The organism is Scrofimicrobium canadense (genome assembly GCF_009696615.1).
Classification (GTDB): domain Bacteria; phylum Actinomycetota; class Actinomycetes; order Actinomycetales; family Actinomycetaceae; genus Scrofimicrobium; species Scrofimicrobium canadense.
Genome location: NZ_VULO01000001.1, coordinates 228,533 through 249,838, shown reverse-complemented (window position 1 = coordinate 249,838; position 21,306 = coordinate 228,533). Strand labels below are relative to the sequence as shown.

Sequence of the window (21,306 nt, the reverse complement as noted above, 5' to 3'; positions counted from 1 at the left end):
CCTTCTTCAACTATTTCATTGAACTAGCATTATTGAACAAGAGTCCAACAACTTTTGGCGCGCACAGCGCAGCTGTGCACACAAATCTCGATTCTAGTGCGCTACAGGGCCAGTTAGGTAATCCCGTGGGGCATATCACGCACCAGTAAATAATCTATCTAGGCTTCGTTCTTGCGAACTTGGTTGAATCCCAACTCCATAGGGGTTTCACGTTCGAAGATCGTCACCAAGACCTTAAGCTTTTGTGTTTCAGTCATGATTTCCGCGATCGAAGCGCTCATGCCATCAAATGGGCCATCAATGACAGTGACAACCTCGCCAACCTCAAAATCAGACACAATCGGAGTCTTGATCTCTGCTGCAGGAGCCGTTCCCTCTGAAACCTCGGCTGCAATCATTCCAGGAGCAAGCATGTCGACGACTTCATCGACAGTAATGGGCAGTGGGTCGTATTGGTCGCCAACAAATCCGGTCACGGCAGGAGTTTCCTTGACAACTCGCCAAGACGCCTCGTCCAAATCCATACAAACCAATGCATATCCAGGCATCCGAACACGTTGTACCTTCTTACGTACAGTGTTCTTAACCTCCCAGACCTCTTCCATAGGAACCTCGACACGGAAAATACGATTCTCCATGTCGTAGTTGAGAATTCGTTGCTCCAGATTAGCTTTCACTTTTCTTTCGTGACCAGAGTAGGTATGGAGAACATACCAATCGCCAGGCACACTCATCAGCTCATCTTTGAGAGCCTGAATCAGGTCCTCACTAGTCTCAGCTATCGCTTGTGGTTGTTCCTCAGACTCAACCGGCACATCCTGTTGTTCAGTTAATTCTTCTTCAACGATCGCAGGCTCTTCAATCTCATCAACGTCTACGACATCATCCGAGGTGATATCCCACGACTCTTCCAGATCAGCCACGTATTCCTCCTGGTCTATCAAGAAACCCGCCTGCAGTATCTCTGCTGGCGGGTTTTCATGTCTAACCAAATACTAACTCACTGAGCGCTTCAGAGCCGAAGTCAATCAGTCCTGTATAAGCCATGAGAATGGCCACAAATACTATGACCACTAAGAAATACATCCACAATTCCGCTTTTGTGGGGTAGCGTACTTTTTTCATTTCCGCAATAATCTCCCTGACAAACCTGACGATCCTTGCGAAAAAACCAATCTTTTCATCGCTGGGCACTTCATCGCGCTTACGAGTCGGGCGCCCCTTCTTCTGGGGGTCTGCTGCTGGGACTGCCGCGTCAGACATAACCCCTCCTTTATAGCCTCTTCACAACCTACGATACGTCAACCGCAGGGCAGGCGAGACTCGAACTCGCAACCGCCGGTTTTGGAGACCGGTGCGCTACCAATTGCGCCACTGCCCTACTGGCCCATAAGAACCTTGGAAGAGTCTAGTAGTTTTATATGCCCCATGTCCAACTACCAGGACACCACTAGACGACTTTCGAGAGCTGTGCGACTATTGCGACGTGAACAAAGAACCTCTGCATCGCGTATCTGCCCGTCTCGCCGCCATCGCCCCCTCAGCCACGTTAGCAGTCGATGCTAAAGCTAAAGCACTCAAAGCCGAAGGTAAGCCCGTCATTGGCTTTGCCGCTGGCGAACCTGATTTCCCGACCCCCCGTAATATCGTTGATGCAGCTCTGCAAGCAACAGAGGATCCTGCAAACTACCGCTACTCGCCCACTCCTGGGCTGCTTCCACTACGCCAAGCCATCGCGGAGCGTACTGGCGGGGTGGATGCCTCTCAAGTTTTAGTCACGAACGGTGGAAAACAGGCAGTATTTCAAGCGTGCGCCGCAGTAGTGAACCCAGGCGACGAAGTACTGTTGCCTTCGCCATATTGGACCACCTATCCCGAGACCATTCAGCTGGCCGGGGGGACAACTGTGCCCGTCGAAGGCCGCTTCGACAATGGCTACAAAGTCACAGTTGATCAGTTAGAAGCAGTACGCACTGAGCGCACTATTGCCCTTATATTCTGTTCTCCTTCTAACCCGACAGGCTCGGTGTACACACTTGAAGAGACTCGCGCAATTGGATCCTGGGCACTTGAGCACGGAATCTGGGTTATTACCGACGAGATATACGAAGCATTGGTGTACGACGATCAGCAGGCCACTCCCATCCTTGAAGCAGTCCCAGAACTTGCAAATCAAACAATCGTCCTTAACGGCGTTGCGAAGACTTATGCAATGACAGGATGGCGCGTGGGATGGATGGTTGGGCCCACAGATATCATCAAGGCTGCCACCTCACTTCAGTCACACTCAACATCGAACGTCAACAACATCGCGCAAAGGGCAGCGTTAGAAGCACTTACAGGCCCGCAGAATGCCGTAGTTGACATGCGTGAGGCTTTCGATCGTCGTCGCAAGCTCATTGTGGACATGCTGCGACAAATCCCAGGCTTTGAAGTTCCCGTACCAGAAGGGGCTTTTTATGTTTTCCCGAGGATCACTGGAGTGTTGGGACGCGAGATCGGCGGTGTCGTACCCAGGACCTCCGCAGAGTTAGCTGAAATCTTCTTGGATCAAGCCCTCGTCGCCGTGGTGCCCGGGGAGGCCTTTGGAACTCCTGGATACCTGCGGCTGTCCTACGCGCTCTCAGATGAAGACATTGTCGAGGGACTCACACGCCTTCAAAACCTCCTGAGTTGACGCGGTGTGGGACAATAGCGCCCATGGAACTCTCTCACCATTTCACATCAGAACAGCCACGCGCATCAGTACTTCTAGCACATGGCTTCGGCGAACATTCTGGCAGGTACAGTGAGTTTATCGATGCCCTAACATCGTCCGCTTTCGATGTGTGGACCTTCGATTTCCACGGACACGGAACTGCTGAAGGAAAACGCGGCAACGTTGACGTAGGTGCTCTCATCGGGGAACACCTTGAAGCACGCAGAGCGCTAGCATTCGTCACGCGTACCGAAAAAACTCATCTTTTCGGCCATTCAATGGGAGGCCTCATTACTTTGGCATCCGCGTTACTCGACCCACATCGAATTTCGTCGGTAGCAGTGACTGGTCCAGCTGTTCAGCCAAAGCCGGCACTCCCTCTGCCTGTCATTAAGGCTGCCGCGGCCGTGTCGCGGCTCCTCCCCTGGCTTCCCACCGTGAAGGTCGATGAGTCACTTCTGACCCACGATACTGAAAAGGCATCTCTCTACGGAACTGATCCCCTAGTCTTTGACGGACGCGTTCCACTTCGAACCGCTGCCACCATGGCGCGACAAGGCGCATTCACTATAGAGAATGCTGCTCTTTTGACGCGCCCCACTCTCATCCTGCATGGAAGCGAGGATGTACTTGCGGATGTGGCTGGGTCCCGCGCGTTCGTAGAACGTTCAGGAGGGAAGGCTCAGCTACGCATCGTTGAAGGCGCCTATCACGAATTGCTCAATGAGATCGACCGTAAAGAAATCATTGAAGAACTGGTGGACTGGTATCAACAGTGGTAGATGGTGACATGAAAAAGGGATTGGCGTCGTTACCCAAGACCCACTTGCACCTGCACTTTACTGGCGCGATGCGCCCTGAAACTATGCGAGCCTTGGCACTAGAGCAAGGTACGCGTCTACCCGCACACCTCTTGGAACAAGATCCTCTTACCGTCCCAGCGGACGCACGTGGGTGGTTCAGATTCCAGCGCTCATACGACGCGGCCCGTACCCTGGTGAGGTCAGAAACAGTCATGCGTCGCATCGTTCGCGAAGCAGCCGAAGACGATGCGGCCGAAGGCTCTGTACGTCTGGAAATGCAGGTCGACCCCACCTCGTACGCACCGTGGGTTGGTGGCTTGACTCCTGCTTTAGAGATCATTCTTGACGAGGCTAAGGAGGCCTCAAAGGCAACCGGAGTCGAGGTAGCTGTCATCGTTGCTGCTTCACGAACCAGGCACCCCCTTGATGCGCGAACACTGGCACGTTTGGCGGCACAGTATGCTGGCGACGGACCTGGTGAAGTCGTGGGATTTGGTTTATCCAATGATGAACGAGTAGGAGAAACCTCAGAGTTTTCAGCTGCATTCCGCATCGCAAAACAAGCAGGTCTTGCTGCGGTACCTCACGGAGGAGAGCTTTTAGGCCCTGATTCCATCCGCCAAGTCGTCGGACACCTGGGCCCAAAAAGACTTGGCCACGGAGTCCGTGTCTCAGAGGATCCCGTACTGCTTCAGCGGCTTGTCGAAGAAGACATTGCTTTCGAGGTGTGTCCCACTTCTAATGTCAGCCTCGGGGTCTATCCTTCGCGAAGTGACGTACCATTGCGGACTTTGCTGGACTCTGGTGCGACTATCGCACTGGGAGCGGACGATCCCCTCCTTTTCCATTCCCGCCTCGTTGACCAGTACCAGATAGCTAAGAACGACCATGGTTTCACCACACAAGAATTGGCGGTTCTAGCTCGCGGAAGCATTGACGCCTCGCTAGCATCAGAATCGAAGAAACGGTTGTGGAGGGCGGGAGTCGAAGAATGGTTAGCAAAGCAGTAGCCGCTCTGGGCGACTGGTCACTGGGAGGATGGCAACGCCTAAGCTTTTCAGCTCGCCAAATTGGCGCAAACCGCGTTGAACCCACTGCTTGGCGTTCTCCTGGAGGCGAACCCATACTGTTACTGCCGGGTGTGTGGGAAAGATGGAGTTCACTTATTGTCTGGGCAGAAGCACTACACCAGAAAGGATGGGACGTTCATTTTGCCCCGCAGCTCGACTTAGAACTTGGTTCTTTGCCAGAGCTGGCGAACCGGCTATTGGAAGAATTAGATTACTGTCCCCTGGTAGTAGCACATTCGAAGGGCGGCCTAGTAGCTAAACAGGCCATGATCCTTCGCCCCGGAAGCATCCGTGGACTAATTGCAGTTGGCACCCCCTTTAGTGGCTCACCCCTGGCCCGTCTGATGCCGCGCGCCTCTGGGATGAGCGATTTGAGTCCCGACAATGAATCGTTAGTTGAGGTGGGAAGAGAACCCGTCTCAAGCGGAAGGACGGTTCTCATCGAAGCGCAGTGGGATCAAGATGTTCCCCACGCAGGACATCATAGGTTCGGAGCATATTGTACGGTTCCTGTTGTGGGACACAATGCACTTCTGAGTTCTCCCATTGTTGCGCAAACCATATGCCGGTACGCGGCACACATACGAGAACAATGGCCACCCCCTGCGCACATTACAGAGTCATAAAACTAAACCAAGTATTCTATAGGGGCAGGGATTAGCTATTTCCCCCAGGGTTTTTGATGAGTACGTAAACAATTTTTTCCCATGTTTTCATTGTGTTTCACCTCATGCGGGTAGTGCATTCACCCATGGTGCAAAAAAGATCAGTGCTCCTCCAATGAGAACATATGCAATCACGTCGGTCACGCGACTGCGGGAAGCGAACCATGGGCGACCTGGCCACATTCCACGCATCACTCCCAAGGCACAAGCACTTATCCCAACGGTGAGGCATCCAGCATAACCGCGCCCCAGCACAGTCAGAATAAGGCAGGCTGCAACAGCTCCCAATGCAATCGCAGCAGTCACGATTCCAAAAATGAGGGATGCACGTGAATGTTGAAAGGCTTCCGAGTTCATTGGATATCACTCTCGCGTGGATTGATCAGTTCTATGTTCTTCTTGCGGTCGCGAAGCTTCAGGCAATGATGGCGCACGTCCTTGCTCAACCTCGGGAATCACTTCTGTCTCTAGAGAGCTCTGACGCGAAACCGCAGGCATTCTCTTGTTGTGAATAGATGTTCCGTCTACATCGGGAAGTGGGACACTCTCTGGGTCCTTAGTCTCTGTGGACTTTTCTTGGTCTTTGGGCTTTTGTAGTTTCCTTTGTGCCCATGCTTGCATCCGTTGGGCCCCCCGACGCGCAAGAGAAAAAGTCTGCGGGTGAAATACTGCTACCACTGCTATCAGAGGCAACAACATCTTCACCACGGTCCAGCCGATCGCTGCTAAGACCTGAGGCCCCAGATATGCCAGTTTGCCTTCGCCAAGGGACCCTCCGCTCAGCATAAGCCACGCCGTCAGTACCACCGTGAAGAAGACACACGCGACGGCGACTGGTCGCAAATTTGCGTCCAGTCGAGCAACCCGGCGACGGCGGTAGGCTGTCGCAGCCCCCAAAACAACCCCCAGCAGCACTGGTATCCATGGAATCAGGTGACTACCCGAAGTAACGGGAACCAAAGTCCAATAGGGAATCACAAAGTCTGAGGTACGCGGATTACTCCAATTCACGGCATCACCCGTGGGTCCAATTAATCCAGCACCCGTGATCCACGACCAGGCCCAGCCGATGAGGTTAGGAAAAAACATGAAAAGCATGGTGGCGAAAAAACCTGCCCCGGGGCCTAGCCGTTCAAAACCTGATCTCAATGACCCGGCATTCACACTCCAACTGATAACAACAAGAACTAGCGAAGTGCCCGCTGCTACCAACAGCCACAGCGCCCCCAACCGGATTCCATCCGATAACCACTGCCATTTTCCCGCCATCGGCGTTCCGCGCCTATGCCTGGCCGAGTAGTCTGACCACAAAGCAGCGAGCGCGGATACACACAGGGAACCTAGAATTACTCGCCATGCGGTGGCGTCAGCTGATGCAAGAACCAACACCGTCGAAGTAAGAGTAAAAGCCGGGACAGCACCCCATGAAGCACCTACATCCGAGTCGCGAGTTTGTAAGAGGAACCCACGGAGAAACAGAACCTGCAAAAGAGACCATAGGAGTGGAAAAAAGCCAACGTGAACTCCGCCAAGGTTGCCATCGCCCCCCAGTGAAATCGCCCAGAAGCTAGCTCCAATAGAAGCACCGGCCTCCCAACTGACCTCACGCAGCCAAGGATTTGACGCCACTACCCAGAAGCCAGTGACACCCACTATGACCGGAATGAGCCATGCGAAGAATGCTGATTCGATACCAGCAAGCGCCGCTCGGGCCCAGCCGGAGGGCAGCCTCACGGTTATAGTGGGCCGCCCCCCTGAAGCCGTCATTCGTTAAGCGCTCCCACCGCCGCGCGAGCTAGTTCAGCCGTTTGCGAAGGAGTTCGCCCAACAGCAACGCCTACAGCCTCAAGAGCTTCTTTCTTCGCTTCAGCAGTTCCGGCAGAACCGGAAACAATAGCACCGGCATGCCCCATCGTCTTACCTTCAGGAGCTGTGAACCCCGCGACATAACCTACAACCGGCTTTGTTATATGTTCTGCAATGTACGCCGCTGCACGTTCCTCCGCATCACCGCCGATTTCTCCGATAAGGACAATCACATCAGTCTCAGGATCCTTTTCGAAGGCTGCCAACGCGTCAATGTGAGTAGTTCCCACAACTGGATCGCCACCAATTCCTATGCATGTAGAAAAGCCAATATCGCGCAGTTCGTACATCATTTGATAGGTGAGGGTGCCAGACTTTGACACCAATCCGATACGCCCCCTAGGAGTAATATCGGCCGGGGTGATGCCAACATTCGACTGTCCTGGACTAATGATCCCCGGACAGTTAGGTCCAATAAGGCGCACACCTTTACGCAGCGCATGCTGAACAAATCGTGTGGAGTCAGCAACAGGGATTCCCTCAGTGATGACGACGACCATACCGATTCCAGCATCAATAGCTTCCAGCACAGCATCGCCTGCAAAACGGGGAGGAACAAAAACTACCGATACAGTAGCCCCTGTCACTTCCTTTGCTTCTGCGACTGTACCGAATACGGGAATGTCAACCTGTTTGATACCGACTTCATCCGCTAGCGGCCCGTAACCTTCAACATCAAACGTCACAGATGTGCCTGCTTTACGAGGGTTCACTCCCCCCACAATGGTGGTTCCGGCGCTCAGCATACGCGCGGTATGCTTCATTCCTTCAGCACCAGTCATGCCTTGGACGATTACCTTGTCGTCCGATGATAAGAAAATGCTCATGTCTCTCCCTAAGCGGCAAGTTCTGCGGCAATTTCTGCAGCTTGATCCATCGTTGGAACTATCGTGACGAGGGGGTTGTGTGCCTCGCGTAAAATGGCAAGACCTTCTTCCACTCGGTTGCCATCAAGCCTGACAACAATTGGTTTTGACGCATTGTCTCCAAGAAGATCCAATGCTCCAATTATGCCGCTGGCAACAGCATCACACGCGGTAATTCCTCCAAAGACATTGACAAAGACTGATTTCACCTGTGGGTCAGAAAGAATAACATCCAGTCCGGCCGCCATGACTTCGGCGGAAGCACCCCCTCCGATATCTAAGAAATTTGCTGGCCGAACTCCATATTTTTCACCTGCCAGTGCGACCACATCCAACGTTGACATGACGAGGCCCGCACCGTTGCCGATTATTCCTACCTGCCCGTCAAGGCGCACATAGTTAAGGCCTGCTTCTTGTGCTGCCACTTCGCGTTCATCTGTCGAGGAATTGTCCGCCAGTGCAGCATGATCCGGATGTCTAAAGGCAGCATTGTCATCCAAAGTGACTTTTCCATCAAGTGCAATAATGCTCCCGTCAGCGAGGCGCACCAACGGATTCACCTCAACCAGTGTGGCATCGTGTTGGCTATACACATTCCACAACGAAACCAGCGCGGGTACTAGCGCGTCCGTATCGGTAAATCCTGCTTCGCCGAGAACACTTCGAGCAACCTCATCGTTGATACCGATAGACGGATCCAGCTGATATTTCACTAGCGCTTCAGGACGCTCGACCGCGAGGGTCTCGATGTCCATACCGCCTTCACGAGAGCACAGAGCTATGTGCGTACGCTCAGCGCGATCTAAAAGAATCGAAAAGTAATATTCCTCAGCAATATCAGCGCCCTGCGCAACCATCACCTTGTGTACGGTGTGGCCACGAATATCCATACCTAAGATATCTGCAGCAATGCTCTCTGCCTCATCAGCAGAATGGGCCAGCTTTACACCTCCAGCTTTACCTCTTCCACCTATTTTCACCTGCGCTTTTATCACGCAGGGAAATCCTAGCTCTTCTGCGGCTGCCCGCGCCTGTGCGGGGTCAGTAGCGGTGATTCCGCTCAGAACGGGCACACCGCCATCTTCAAAAATATCGCGCGCCTGAAACTCGTAAAGATCCAAAAGTCGCATCCCTTCATGTGACACATTTGTCAGTTACTCCAGGATAACTGTCTCAGAGTTTTTTGAGAGGTGCCATGCGGATGAGTAGACGTTTCTGTGTTCCTCCAAAATCAACACGCGCTACTGCCTGCGGGCCGCTCCCATCAATGCCCGTCACAGTACCTTCACCGTATTTTCCGTGTTTTACTCGATCCCCGGGCTCTAGCTTTAGTGCGGGCTTTGCACTGGCTTGTCCCAGTTTTCCGCCTCCCACTGCAGGCGAACCGAGGCGCTTTGTTGGTTGTGATTTTACGAAAGTGCTCTGCAAAGAACCAGGTTTGCCCGATCCAAACGCTATGCCTGAATTGGATGAGGTCGATGTCCCGCTGCTGAATCCGTAAGTCTCACGGGTTGGTTCGCGGCCGATCTCCACAGTCTCTTCGGGGATGTCATCAAGAAACCGCGAAGCGGCCATTGCTTCGGATTGCCCCCATGCAGACCTGGTAGCCGCACGTGAAAGAAACAGTTTTTTCCGCGCCCGAGTAATCGCCACATAGGCCAGGCGCCGTTCTTCGGCTAACTCAGACATGTCCTCCATAGAACGCCGGTGCGGGAACGTGCCATCCTCCAGCCCGGTAACAAACACGTAAGGGAACTCTAAGCCTTTCGCAGTGTGAACGGTCATCAAGGTGACTGCCCCGCGACGGTCGTCATCCCCTGGGACTTGATCCGCATCTGCCACCAAAGCGACTCTTTCCAAGAAAGCCGCCAATGTGCCTTCAGTCTCACCACTTTGGCGTCGCTCAACATCGAACTCTTCTGCAACAGAAAGCAATTCGGCGAGGTTCTCTACGCGCGAGGCATCCTGTGGGTCTTCAGATTCACGTAGTTTAGCTAAATATCCAGAACGCGAAATGAGCTCATCAAGTACGTGAGCTGTACTGGCGCCCGACTCTGCTTGCGTTCTAATGTCTGCGAGCATAGTCCAAAACTCTGCGACTGAGGTAGCTGCACGTGGAGATAGGCCATCTATAGTCTCCCCCTGGGTGACCGCATCAAGCGCTGCCCCAAAAGAGAGCCCGTAGCGGTCTGCGTGCGCCATGATCGCTGTTTCTGCCTTATCGCCGATTCCCCGTCTTGGCGTATTGAGAATCCTGCGTATCGCTACTGTGTCTTCTGGATTAACTACCGCCTGCAAATATGCCAAAGCGTCCTTGATTTCCATGCGTTCATAAAAACGAGTACCCCCAACAAGCCGGTATGGAATGCCCGATCGCATCAGCATTTCTTCCATCGAACGCGATTGCGCATTAGTCCGATAGAAGACCGCTATATCACCCCAGTCAGCTCCCTCACTATTAAGGGCTTCTATGTGGCGGATGACATTACGGGCCTCTTCATACTCCGAGTCCAGCGCGTCAAGAACGATGCGATCTCCAGATCCAGAGGCGGTCCACAATTTCTTCGGCCTACGTCCGCTATTGCGGCTGATGACAGCGTTGGCCGCTGACAGTATATTTCCAGTAGAACGATAATTTTGTTCCAATACGATGGTCTGAGCGTTGGGAAAGTCCTTCTCAAATTCTTCAATATTGCGAATCGTAGCACCGCGAAAAGCGTAGATGGACTGGTCAGAATCACCTACGACAGTAAGTTCACCTGGAGCCACCGCATTAGCCCCAATTCCTACAAGGTGGCGGACGAGAACATACTGCGCGTGATTGGTGTCTTGATACTCATCCACCAAGATATGTCGATATCGACGCTGATAGTACTCAGCGATAGCGGGATTCTCCGAAAGCATTTGCACCGTCAGCATAATGATGTCATCAAAATCCACCGCATTAGCCTGCCGCAGACGCCGATTATATTCAGGATACGCGGCCGCGACAATCTGAGAAACGGGGTCACTGCCCATTGTTGAAATATATTCGCTAGGTGTAATCAGCTCATTTTTGAGGTCGGAGATTCGAGCTCCAATTGAGCGTGGTGTGTACCGTTTGACATCAACATCTTGAGCTTTCAGAACCATCCCAAGCAGTCTTTGGGCGTCCTGCATGTCGTAAATAGAGAATGTCGACTTGAGCCCAGCTGGATCGTAGTTCTGACGCAGGATCCTCACGCAAGCCGAGTGGAAAGTGGCCACTAGCATCCGCCGCCCTTGAGCATCACCCACCAAAGCCCCAACCCGTTCACGCATTTCAGCAGCTGCTTTATTGGTGAAGGTAATAGCCATAATCTCACCGGCTTGAGCTCTTCCCGTAGCGAGCAGGTACGCAATGCGGTGGGTGAGCACGCGAGTCTTTCCTGAACCCGCACCTGCCATGATCAGAAGAGGGCCGCCTTGATGAATGACGGCAGCCTTCTGTTCAGGGTTGAGTCCTTCGAGGAGAGCATCGGCTTCCGCACGGTGTGCAGGCGTAGGCGCACTACCTACACGGCGAAACTGGGCATCGGCGGCAATCGAGTCAAAGAGATCCATAGCCCCTCAACTCTAAGACAGTCCTGCGACATGTTGATCACTTCTGTCGCAAGCTGGTACCCAGAGTAATGGTATCTTTCAAGGTCAAACTAGGTAAGTAAGCGTGTGCAATGGCAAGTCCCACAGTAGGCAATTCGACAATCGATGGAACGGCAAGATAAATGGGTGCGTATTCAGGATTGAACTTCGACTTAAAGTTCAGTAACGATCTGAACCCATAGACCGGTTCCAAAGTTTTCCCTAACACGTCGAGTACTTGATCAAGTATTTGCGCGGAAGAACCTGCTTCATCTTCTACTCCTTTGGCCCTTGCCAGTGGAGCACCCGAGAGAGAAAGAATCTCATAGTTATTCTCTTTTGCCCATAATGCCGCCGAGGCTATCAAGTACTCCATCACAGGACGGAATCCTCCACCTAGTCGGCGCATGAAATCCAATGTCCAGCCGGTTATTCTGCCATCCTCATAAATAGGCATCCACGAGGTGATGCCATGGACTGTATCAGCATCATCGATTGCAAGGAGAATACGCGTATCCGGATCATCCAACTCTGCGACGCCTCCCAGAGTAAAACCCATTTCAGGAAGTGGCTTATCCGAAACCCATTCGGCTGAAATTTGTTTTATCTGGGCCATATATGCGGGTTTACATTCTGCAAACGTAGTCCAGTGTGTACTGATTCCTTCTTTTCTAGCACGGTTCAATGCAGTCCGAATATCTTGGAATTTTTTGCCTTTAAACTCTAATTCGTTCAACACCAGCAACGTTTCTTCTGCCACTTGCAGCCGGGACCAACGCCACGTATCAGTGACTGCGACGACTGGGCCATGGACCGAATAGAAAGCCGGGATTAGACCCTGTCCCACGGCGAAACCAACGAATTCTTCAAGCACATCAGCCAGCTCTTCAGTGCGCACCGCTGGATCAGAGACTGTGAGAGCGACCCCACCATCAGATCGGTAAGCGATAGCTGCTTCGTAATGCGACGATTTCCAATAGTTGTTCCCCTCCCATGTGGTAATCCACCCCATTGACCCCGCGTTGGTTGAGCGTACGATTTCTATATATTCAGCACGGCTAATCGAATTAGGTAGATCTCGACGCCGAAAAGAACGCCACAGTAACACTATCAATGCCGCCCAAGGTACAAGAGGAGCCCAGCTCATAAGAACGATTGCCCCCTCCGACTCCTCTACCATCTGCGGGGTTACTAAAGACAACACCGATGACGGTAACAGGCGGATAAGGAAGTCGGTCGTAAGAATCCACACCGTTGATAAAAATGTTTTAGTCGCACCAATCGATACCCCAATGATGAGAGAGACTAGCAGTGTGAGGGCGGTGATCACTCCCAGAGTTCTTCCGGCCTTTTCATACGTACCACTCCCAGCGCGAACCGTGAAAAGACTACGTTTCGCACACACGATTATAAGAAGGACTAACGGAACCACAACTGGCACAATAAAACGCGCTGTTGGCAATCCAAGCTCATTGAAGCCAAGAATTTCTGATCCTTCTTCCCAGTTCCTCACCTCGCCCCAAATCATTGCCATATGTACTAGCGCAACTACAGCTGTGAGCGACTGCAAAATGACGGTCCCCCACCAGGCCGCTAGACGGCCTCCTCGCAATCCCCAGGCCAACACTAGCTGGGTTACCAAAGGCATAAGCGCTAAGAGACGTGCTCCCGCCCCTCCACCGCGTAGTAAATAGCTGTAATGAGCGCATTGTGCCGACAGCGTCTCTACGGCACACATCTGATCAACGATATCGGGGGAAATCGCGTCGGAAGCAACTGTGTATTTCATGGAAGAAAGCGCACCAATCATCTCAGGCGAGCGCAGTGAAATCAGAGTTCCAATCACAATGCCTGCTACTACGATGGCGACCAGGCCGCGACCTTGTTGCGGTCCTGCCATAACCGACGCTGCACGATCCCGGCTCTTATGCCAGACGATGATACCGAAAACAGTACCCAGAAGAGCAGTCACCAACGTAAAGATGGTTCCAAGGGTTCCAGCGAAAGCCAACATGACCAGAAGGATGGACACAACCATCGTGCGGACGCGTCGTCGCCATAATGCCGGTAATTTCACCGCAGCAGCGCTTCCAACACCAATCAGGAATGCGGCTATACCAACGATCTCCTGTTGTTCTAGGAGATCCCCCCAGGCAGGGTCAATACTATCTATACCCTCGGCAATAAGAACCGTAAGAAATGCACCAAACCAATATGAAATAGCACCGATGAGAATAAACCATCCTGATCCCATGGCTCTTTCAATCCATATCCCCACGGATAGAAGTAGTGCTATATCGATAACCATTTCTATTGCATTATGCGACCACGAAATAGCAGTAAAAACTGTCCACCAGGAGTGTCCGACGCCAGCAGCAATATAGGGTTCAAGGCTTTCGCGACCTATCGAAACCGATACGATAAATATCGTCAAGAGCAGCAGAGAAAGGAATACACTTACCGGCCCGCCAGCCATCCATCGAGCGAATGCTCGACTATCATGCGCAAGTCGCATGCGTACCCGCCGCGGAGTACTTGAATCATATGCAATTTGTGGCGCGTCACCCATAGTGTTTCGCTTTCGTCTCGTTAATTCCCCTGATGTGAACCTTACCCGAACCTGATCCTTCGAGTAGTGTTGAATACGTATGCGACGTAAAAACGAACACGATTTTCTTTTGCCCGATGGACGCCATATCAGTTGGCTTCTCTTTGGAGACCCCTCTGGCTTCCCCATTGTCTATATGCACGGTACTCCCGGTTCTGCATTGGAGGCAGCCGTATTTGATCGCGCAGCAAAGACAGCTGGGGCAATGATTATTGCGGTCGATAGGCCCGGGATCGCTGGATCAACTCATATTAATCAGTCGTTAGCGCAATACTGCACAGACATTGCTTATCTAGCTGATTCTTTAGAATTGAACCAGTTTTCCGTGATGGGATGGTCCGGAGGTGGCCCTTACGCACTTGTCACCGGCACATTCTTAGCATCGAAGGTTCGGGCCATAGGCCTCATCGCCCCTCAAAGTTCGAAAGACCCGTGGGAGAAGTTCGTACCCGCCGGACTCTTACGTGCTGGATTATTCCTATATCGAGGAATCACTCATTTTCCCTCTCTTTTAGTGGCAAGTTTTCGCGCAGACGATATTGGTCGGCATTCATCGCGGCCTCCTGGTACCTACCGCAATATTTTGGCCAGGTCTGCTCAACGCGCGACGAGAAAAGGGACCACCGGACTGGTAGACGATGCCCTCACCCTTCGTAATAATTGGGGGGTAGACCTCGAACACCTAGCAGATATTTTGTCAGATCAAAGCCCACCTCTGCCTGTGTGGATCGTCCAAGGTGGCCGCGACTGGATTATCCCGGCTCGAGACACCGATGCACTAGCCGCGCGCATACCGCATGTCCATAGGATCTATGATCCCACTGCAACCCACCTGCAGACGCTTTTAGACCATACGTACGAGGTTGTGCGCGCCATGGTACATCCTCGCCAAGTGCAGTAGCCCTCGGACTCGATGATCCTACGGAAAGAAGAGCTTTAGAAGTCAGGATCTCACTTTTGTGGCAGGAAGAAGCCCCATGGCCAGACCAGCCATTACGGTCACGGCTAGAAGTGCTTGACGCACCCCCACGTTATCGCCCAGGAAGCCAACCAGGAGCGGCCCCCAAAGAAACGATGAGAATGAGATCGTACTAACGACACTCAGACGTGCTGGTGCCTTGTTAGGATCGTCGGCAGCAGCAGAAACCGCAATGGGAATCCCTAGACTGCCGCCCAGGCCCCACAATGCGACTCCCAGAAAGGGGAGGTAGCCCCCGCCGCACACAACCAGCAGACTTCCAACAATCACAAGAGGCACGAGCACCAGTAAGACTCGGACTCGCCCCCACCTACTGATAGCAAATGGCCCCACAATTCGTCCCGCCAACACGCATCCAAGGAAAAGAGCTAGAGCTAGAATCCCTAATGAATCGTCAACACCAATTCCGTCCGTGAATACCACGGGTATCCAATCATTTACAGTTCCTTCGCCAAAGGAAAAGACATTGCCAGTAAACCCATGCAGAGGGTACGCGGCTCTAGCCATGCGGAACGTCTGGAGAAGCGTTGATTTACGCGTGCCTGCGAACTCTCTGGGGCACGGAGGCTTGCTAGTGCTACGGAACCGACAACAGCAATCGCAACCGCCGCCAGGTGCACTATCATGGGCACGCCTAACCTGACCATACCTGCCGCGAGGAGAGCGCCTCCTATTGCCCCAGCAGTCAACACCCCATGGAACCACGGCACCAATGGCCGTGACTCATCATCCGCTATTGCCGGTGCGAACGGTAGTATTCGATCAGCTGGCGAGTGGAGCTGTCTTGCTGTTCTAAAGCTTTGTAGTCTCCTTCAACCGCGGGCATAAGTTCGCGCGCCAAGACTTTTCCTAACTCAACTCCCCACTGGTCAAAGCTGTCGATACCCCAGACGGCGCCTTGTACAAAAGTGAGATGTTCATAGAGCGCGATCAGCTGCCCGAGTACAGACGGGGTTAGCGCAGGAGCCATGATGGATGTCGATGGGCGGTTTCCCGGGAATACACGCGCCGCAACGATTTCTTCAGCGGTTCCTTCGGCCCTCACTTCTTCTATTGTCTTACCAAAAGCCAAGGCTTTTGTCTGGGCAAAAAAGTTAGAGAGGAACAACTCATGCATATCTGCCTCTCCGTCCTTGAACGGGAACTGCGGCGAGGCGAATGCAATAAAGTCGGCGGGGATCAGCCTAGTACCCTGATGAATTAACTGATAAAAAGCATGTTGTCCGTTGGTTCCTGGCTCACCCCAGAAGATCTCACCCGTGTCGTAGGTGACTGGAGAGCCATCCCATCGCACAGACTTTCCGTTGCTTTCCATGGTTAATTGCTGCAGGTATGCGGGAAAACGGTGCAGATACTGCGCATAAGGCAGTACAGCATGGGTGTCAGCATCTAAGAAATTGGTATACCAGACATTGAGTAATCCCATCAGCAGTGGAACATTCTTCTCTGCAGGGGTCTGCGCAAAATGTCTGTCCATTGTGTTGAAGCCAGCGAGGAATTGCGCAAAGTTCTCCGGCCCCAACGCTATCGCTAGTGATGTTCCGACGGCCGAATCTACCGAATAGCGGCCACCCACCCAGTCCCAAAAACCGAAGGCATTTGCAGGATCTATGCCAAACTCTGCCACTTTGTCTAGTGCTGTGGAAACAGCAATGAAGTGCTGAGAGATTGCCTCGGCCTCAGAAAAGCTAACACTATTTTCCCGCAAAGCTTCTAGGAACCAGGAACGCACTATCCGCGCGTTCGTGAGGGTTTCAAGAGTTGTGAAGGTCTTGGAAGTCACCACCACCAAAGTGGTTTCAGGATCGAGGTCTGAGATCACCTCTCCTGCATCAGTGGGGTCGATGTTGGAAATAAAACGGCATTCGAGTCCCTCGAGAACATACGGATGCAACGCCTCGTACACCATCACAGGACCCAAATCTGATCCACCAATACCGATATTGACGATAGTGGTGAAGCGTCTACCAGTCACACCAGTAATCGCGCCAGATCGAATTTTGCGAGCAAAATCGAAAATCCGCGACAACTCTTCATGGACCGCCGGCACGACATCTGTACCGTCAACAAGAAGTCTTTCACCTTCCGGACGACGCAATGCCGTATGAAGGACAGCGCGGTCTTCAGTGACATTAATACGATCACCAGAAAACATACGATCACGATGGGCAAGAACATCCGTTTCCTCCGCAAGCGCTAAGAGCTCGCTGAGAATCTGTTCGTTAACCAAGTTTTTCGACAGGTCGACCATCAAGTCGCCAGCATCAAAGCTCCACGAGGCGCCGCGATCGGGGTCATCAGAAAACCACTGGCGTAGGTTCGGCTGGAATGTGTCTGCCAGAGATTCAAGTTTTTTCCATGCATCAGTAGCAGTAGGGTCAACTGGCTGAGGGATGCTCATTTTTCATTCTCCTGGGTCTGATCTGCGGTGAGGATGGGAACCTTACGCACTGACATTTTTGCGTTCTCTAAGGAAACCACTTCGATGATTGGATACATGGACAACCACCATTGCTTCTTGGGGCGGCGAGCGTTCATGTCGACATCTCGTGGCATGTCTTCTATGGGCCGTGCGGTGATCTCGTGACTGTCCATGCCCACGTAAAGAGCCTCTGCTGCGCCACTGCTCAATGACTCTTCGAGACTGTTGAGTCCAGCATGCACCAATCGGGTAGCCAAGAGCCGATCGAATGGCGTTGGCGCGCCCCCCTGCTGGATATATCCCAGTGCAGAATCTCTTACATCAAAGAGGTTTTCGCCCGCTGCTTCAAAGGCTTTGGCGATGAAAGAACGATTGTAGTGGGTTGATGTCTCTTCATTCATCACTACTAGGAGAAGACGTCGCCCTTGTTCGAAAGACTCTCGCAGTATTACTGAGTCCTCGGAAAGCTGTCCTAAAGTAAGAGGCTCTTCATTGATGTAAACGTATTCGGCACCCGAAGCTATCCCACTCATAAGAGCTAGGTAGCCGCATTTTCTTCCCATTGCTTCGGCCACGAAACATCTCTTAGAGGCAGCTGCTGATTCCTTGATTCTATCCAAAGCCCATACTGCATTGTTCAGAGCGGTGTCCGCTCCGATTGCCAGTTCTGCGCCTGGGAGATTATTGTCAATGGATGCGGGAATGAGAACCGTGGGGATAGCAAGGGCTGGGAATCGACTGCGCTCCTGACTCATTTGCATGACAGCAAGGTATGCGTTAAAACCACCGATGACCAGTAAAGCGTCAAGCCGGTTGCGTTCGATTGCCCGTCCGATCGCGTAATAGGATTCCACCGGGGGAATTTCGCGACGCGTTCCAAGTTCGGCACCGCCGTCAAAAGCCCAGCCTTCGACATCCGACCATGTGAGTTCACGAATGCGATCATCGGCAAGTCCCTGCCAGGACCCGTCGATGCCCACCATATTCCATCCACGGTTGATTCCCATGCGCACGGCTGCCCTTGCGGCAGTATTCATTCCAGGAGCGAGTCCTCCTGCGTGAAGGATGCCGACACGCGGCGCACTGGCGGGGTTCGCCTCGTCCGGCGGATCAGACAGAACGTGGAATATCTGACTCATTTCGAAGAACGTATTTCCCCGAGCTTTCTTAGCGGCAACGTAATCGCCGGAGTCAATCATTTTCTGGACGGACCGGGTATTGATAACAGCTTGTTCGAGGTCTAGGCGCGTTACGCGATTATGCCGTACCCCTAAAATACATGCTTGACCATAGGCTTGTGGGCTCAGTAGTTCTTGGGCAGCAGCATATCCGAGGAGAGTGGACATCCACCTGTCGTAGGCCGACGGTGACCCGCCACGTTGCACATGTCCCAATATAGAAATACGCGCGTCTTCGCCCAGGCCGTCTTTGAGAGCTTCCGCAATGTCCTGTGTTGTGACATCTTTGCCCTCGGTATCGCGGGCACCTTCTGCCACGAGAATCAGTGATTCACGTCGGCCAGCGTCGCGCCCCTCTTGGAGGCGAGCGCATACGTCCTGTTGCCACCCAGGATGAGCAGGCGCTTCAGGTGTAAATACATAATCCGCACCACCAGCAACTGCAGCCATGAGTGGCAGGTAACCGCAGTGCCGTCCCATCACCTCAATAATGAAAGTGCGCTGGTGAGATGCTGCTGTTGAAGTAATTTGGTCCATTGCCGTAACAATGCGATCCAAAGCCGTGTCTGCACCGATTGTCATGTCGGTGCCTACAAGGTCATTGTCGATGGACCCCACAAGACCTACCAGGGTGAGCTCTGGGTGGGCGGCGGCAAGTTCTGCGCTCACCTCACCAGATTCAACCAGTCCTTCTAGTTGTTGCGCCCATTCGCGGCGGAACTCGTCAGCACCAGACAGCGAGCCATCTCCACCGATGACAATGAGCCTGTCAATTCCTTGTTCAAGCAGGTTTTTCGTTGCTCGGGTACGACCCTCATAGGTGCGGAACTCATCGGAGCGTGCCGACCCGATGACAGTGCCACCTTTATTGAGTATCGAGGAGACGCTTGCCCACTTCATGGGGCGAATGGAGTCTCCTCCATTAATTGCGCCGATCCACCCCTCCATTATCGCGAAGGGTTCTGCTCCCGCTGAAAGGGCAGTACGAACAACAGCTCGCACTGCTGCGTTCATTCCGGGAGCATCTCCACCGGAGGTAAGGACCCCCAAGCGAATCGGCTTTCCGTTATCGGGTCTGGTCCCCACAATCAGGTCACTCACTCAAGTACCTCTCTCATGGCCCGGCTTTGATCTGGGCGCCGCTGATATTCTACTCGGTGGTGCCGATGCCGCACCTATCCGCAAGACGCTCTTGGCGGCAAACAGTTTTTGCCATAGGAATGCCCCGCACATCTTGTACGGGGTATTCCTATGCGGCGTTAGTTCAGTGCTGCCTGGAGATTGTGGTCCAGGGCATCTAAGAACTCTTCAGTGGTGAGCCACTGCTGTTCGGGACCAATCAAGAGAGCAAGGTCCTTGGTCATTTGCCCGTTCTCTACCGTCTCAACAACGACCTTTTCAAGAGTGAGTGCAAAATCGGCGACTGCTGGGGTCCCGTCAAGCTTGGCGCGATGTTGAAGTCCGCGTGTCCACGCAAATATTGACGCTATCGGATTTGTTGATGTGGGCTTACCAGCCTGGTGCTGACGGTAGTGGCGAGTTACAGTTCCATGCGCCGCTTCCGCCTCGACGGTTTTTCCATCTGGCGACATGAGTACCGATGTCATAAGGCCCAACGATCCAAATCCTTGAGCAATCACATCAGACTGAACGTCACCGTCATAGTTCTTGCACGCCCATACGTATCCACCTTCCCACTTCATGGCTGCTGCAACCATGTCGTCAATGAGGCGATGTTCATACGTGAGGCCCGCTGCATCGAATTGTTCCTTGTATTCAGCGTCGAATACCTCTTGGAAGATGTCTTTGAACGCACCATCATAGGCTTTGAGAATGGTGTTCTTTGTTGAAAAATAGACTGGGAATCCTCTTTGGAGCCCGTAGGCAAAAGATGCGCGCGCAAAATCGCGAATCGACTCGTTAAAGTTGTACATTCCCATCACCACGCCGCCGGCTTCTGGGATTTCGACGACGTCGAATTCCATGGGCTCTGACTCATCATTGGGGGTAAAGGTGAGGGTAACTGTCCCACCCGTTGGTGCTTTAAAGTCAGTGGCACGGTACTGGTCTCCGAAGGCGTGGCGCCCCACAACGATCGGTTTCGTCCAGGTGGGGACTAGCCGAGGAATATTGTTGATGAGGATGGGCTCACGGAAAATAACTCCACCAAGGATGTTGCGGATGGTGCCATTGGGCGACTTCCACATTTTCTTTAGTCCGAACTCTTCCACCCGGGCTTCATCGGGGGTGATGGTCGCACATTTCACGCCGACACCGTATTTTTTGATGGCTTCAGCGGCATCAATAGTCACCTGGTCGTCGGTTGCATCGCGGTTGGTGATAGACAGATCGAAGTACTTCAGATCTATATCAAGATAAGGAAAGATCAGACGGTCTTTGATGAACTGCCAAATGATCCTGGTCATCTCGTCGCCGTCGAGATCAACGACAGGACCGACGACTTTGATTTTCTCCATGGATTTTCCCTTCACGGACGATTTATCTCGACATCGAGTTTACTTCGAGGATAGGCGAGAGCCAACTCGAATAA

Annotated in this window: 17 protein-coding genes and 1 tRNA gene; 5 read left to right on the top strand and 13 right to left on the bottom strand. The window is 52.8% G+C overall.

The annotated features are described in order from the left end of the window. Positions 1-158 precede the first annotated feature (158 nt). The 3 genes from nusG to FYJ24_RS01225 form a co-directional block, all read right to left on the bottom strand. On the bottom strand, positions 159-923 hold the full coding sequence (gene nusG, locus FYJ24_RS01235; protein WP_318656417.1) for a transcription termination/antitermination protein NusG: 765 nt from the start codon (positions 921-923) through the stop codon (positions 159-161). A gap of 61 nt (positions 924-984) precedes the next feature. Beyond that, positions 985-1,263: a preprotein translocase subunit SecE gene (gene secE / locus FYJ24_RS01230; protein ID WP_154542787.1), complete on the bottom strand. Its 279-nt coding sequence runs from the start codon at positions 1,261-1,263 to the stop codon at positions 985-987. Between the two features lie 45 nt (positions 1,264-1,308). Next, a tRNA-Trp gene (locus FYJ24_RS01225) sits at positions 1,309-1,381 on the bottom strand. 105 nt (positions 1,382-1,486) lie between these two features. Here FYJ24_RS01225 and FYJ24_RS01220 point away from each other — a divergent pair. The 4 genes from FYJ24_RS01220 to FYJ24_RS01205 are packed head-to-tail and all read left to right on the top strand — an operon-like array spanning position 1,487 to position 5,197. Then, positions 1,487-2,677, top strand: coding sequence for a pyridoxal phosphate-dependent aminotransferase (locus tag FYJ24_RS01220; RefSeq protein WP_318656416.1), 1,191 nt, complete (start codon positions 1,487-1,489; stop codon positions 2,675-2,677). A gap of 23 nt (positions 2,678-2,700) precedes the next feature. Continuing rightward, positions 2,701-3,480, top strand: coding sequence for an alpha/beta hydrolase (locus FYJ24_RS01215; RefSeq protein WP_154542785.1), 780 nt, complete (start codon positions 2,701-2,703; stop codon positions 3,478-3,480). Positions 3,481-3,488: 8 nt separating this feature from the next. Continuing rightward, positions 3,489-4,511: an adenosine deaminase gene (locus FYJ24_RS01210; protein ID WP_154542783.1), complete on the top strand. Its 1,023-nt coding sequence runs from the start codon at positions 3,489-3,491 to the stop codon at positions 4,509-4,511. Beyond that, positions 4,493-5,197 carry an esterase/lipase family protein gene (locus FYJ24_RS01205; RefSeq protein WP_154542781.1) on the top strand — a complete coding sequence of 235 codons (705 nt, stop codon included), beginning with the start codon at positions 4,493-4,495 and terminating at the stop codon, positions 5,195-5,197. Before FYJ24_RS01210 ends, FYJ24_RS01205 begins: the two co-directional genes overlap by 19 nt. 102 nt (positions 5,198-5,299) lie before the next feature. On the opposite strand, the gene FYJ24_RS01200 is transcribed toward FYJ24_RS01205, so the two are convergent. From FYJ24_RS01200 to FYJ24_RS01175, 6 genes are read right to left on the bottom strand one after another with little or no spacing between them, the layout of a single operon-like run. After that, positions 5,300-5,593, bottom strand: coding sequence for a DUF3017 domain-containing protein (locus tag FYJ24_RS01200; protein WP_154542779.1), 294 nt, complete (start codon positions 5,591-5,593; stop codon positions 5,300-5,302). Between the two features lie 6 nt (positions 5,594-5,599). Further along, positions 5,600-6,970, bottom strand: a complete 1,371-nt coding sequence (locus FYJ24_RS01195) for a cell division protein PerM (RefSeq protein WP_154542778.1) — start codon at positions 6,968-6,970, stop codon at positions 5,600-5,602. Positions 6,971-6,999: 29 nt separating this feature from the next. Then, complete coding sequence (gene sucD / locus FYJ24_RS01190) at positions 7,000-7,929, bottom strand: succinate--CoA ligase subunit alpha (protein WP_154542776.1); 930 nt, start codon at positions 7,927-7,929, stop codon at positions 7,000-7,002. 8 nt (positions 7,930-7,937) lie between these two features. Then, complete coding sequence (gene sucC / locus FYJ24_RS01185; RefSeq protein ID WP_154542931.1) at positions 7,938-9,089, bottom strand: ADP-forming succinate--CoA ligase subunit beta; 1,152 nt, start codon at positions 9,087-9,089, stop codon at positions 7,938-7,940. Between the two features lie 52 nt (positions 9,090-9,141). Next, positions 9,142-11,550, bottom strand: a complete 2,409-nt coding sequence (locus tag FYJ24_RS01180) for an ATP-dependent helicase (RefSeq protein ID WP_154542774.1) — start codon at positions 11,548-11,550, stop codon at positions 9,142-9,144. 37 nt (positions 11,551-11,587) lie between these two features. Beyond that, positions 11,588-14,083, bottom strand: a complete 2,496-nt coding sequence (locus FYJ24_RS01175; RefSeq protein ID WP_206192419.1) for a bifunctional lysylphosphatidylglycerol flippase/synthetase MprF — start codon at positions 14,081-14,083, stop codon at positions 11,588-11,590. 133 nt (positions 14,084-14,216) lie between these two features. Here FYJ24_RS01175 and FYJ24_RS01170 point away from each other — a divergent pair, with 133 nt between their 5' ends. After that, positions 14,217-15,077, top strand: a complete 861-nt coding sequence (locus FYJ24_RS01170) for an alpha/beta fold hydrolase (RefSeq protein WP_154542771.1) — start codon at positions 14,217-14,219, stop codon at positions 15,075-15,077. A gap of 42 nt (positions 15,078-15,119) precedes the next feature. Here the strand turns inward: FYJ24_RS01170 and FYJ24_RS01165 are convergent, their stop codons facing one another. The 4 genes from FYJ24_RS01165 to FYJ24_RS01150 all read right to left on the bottom strand — a co-directional run bounded on the left by FYJ24_RS01165 (position 15,120) and on the right by FYJ24_RS01150 (position 21,232). After that, positions 15,120-15,662 carry an MFS transporter gene (locus FYJ24_RS01165; protein ID WP_154542769.1) on the bottom strand — a complete coding sequence of 181 codons (543 nt, stop codon included), beginning with the start codon at positions 15,660-15,662 and terminating at the stop codon, positions 15,120-15,122. A gap of 226 nt (positions 15,663-15,888) precedes the next feature. Next, complete coding sequence (pgi, locus tag FYJ24_RS01160; RefSeq protein ID WP_154542768.1) at positions 15,889-17,556, bottom strand: glucose-6-phosphate isomerase; 1,668 nt, start codon at positions 17,554-17,556, stop codon at positions 15,889-15,891. Beyond that, complete coding sequence (locus FYJ24_RS01155; RefSeq protein WP_318656415.1) at positions 17,553-19,856, bottom strand: 6-phosphofructokinase; 2,304 nt, start codon at positions 19,854-19,856, stop codon at positions 17,553-17,555. The genes pgi and FYJ24_RS01155 overlap by 4 nt, the downstream gene beginning before the upstream one ends. Before the next feature lie 158 nt (positions 19,857-20,014). After that, complete coding sequence (locus FYJ24_RS01150) at positions 20,015-21,232, bottom strand: NADP-dependent isocitrate dehydrogenase (protein ID WP_154542766.1); 1,218 nt, start codon at positions 21,230-21,232, stop codon at positions 20,015-20,017. Positions 21,233-21,306: the final 74 nt, after the last annotated feature.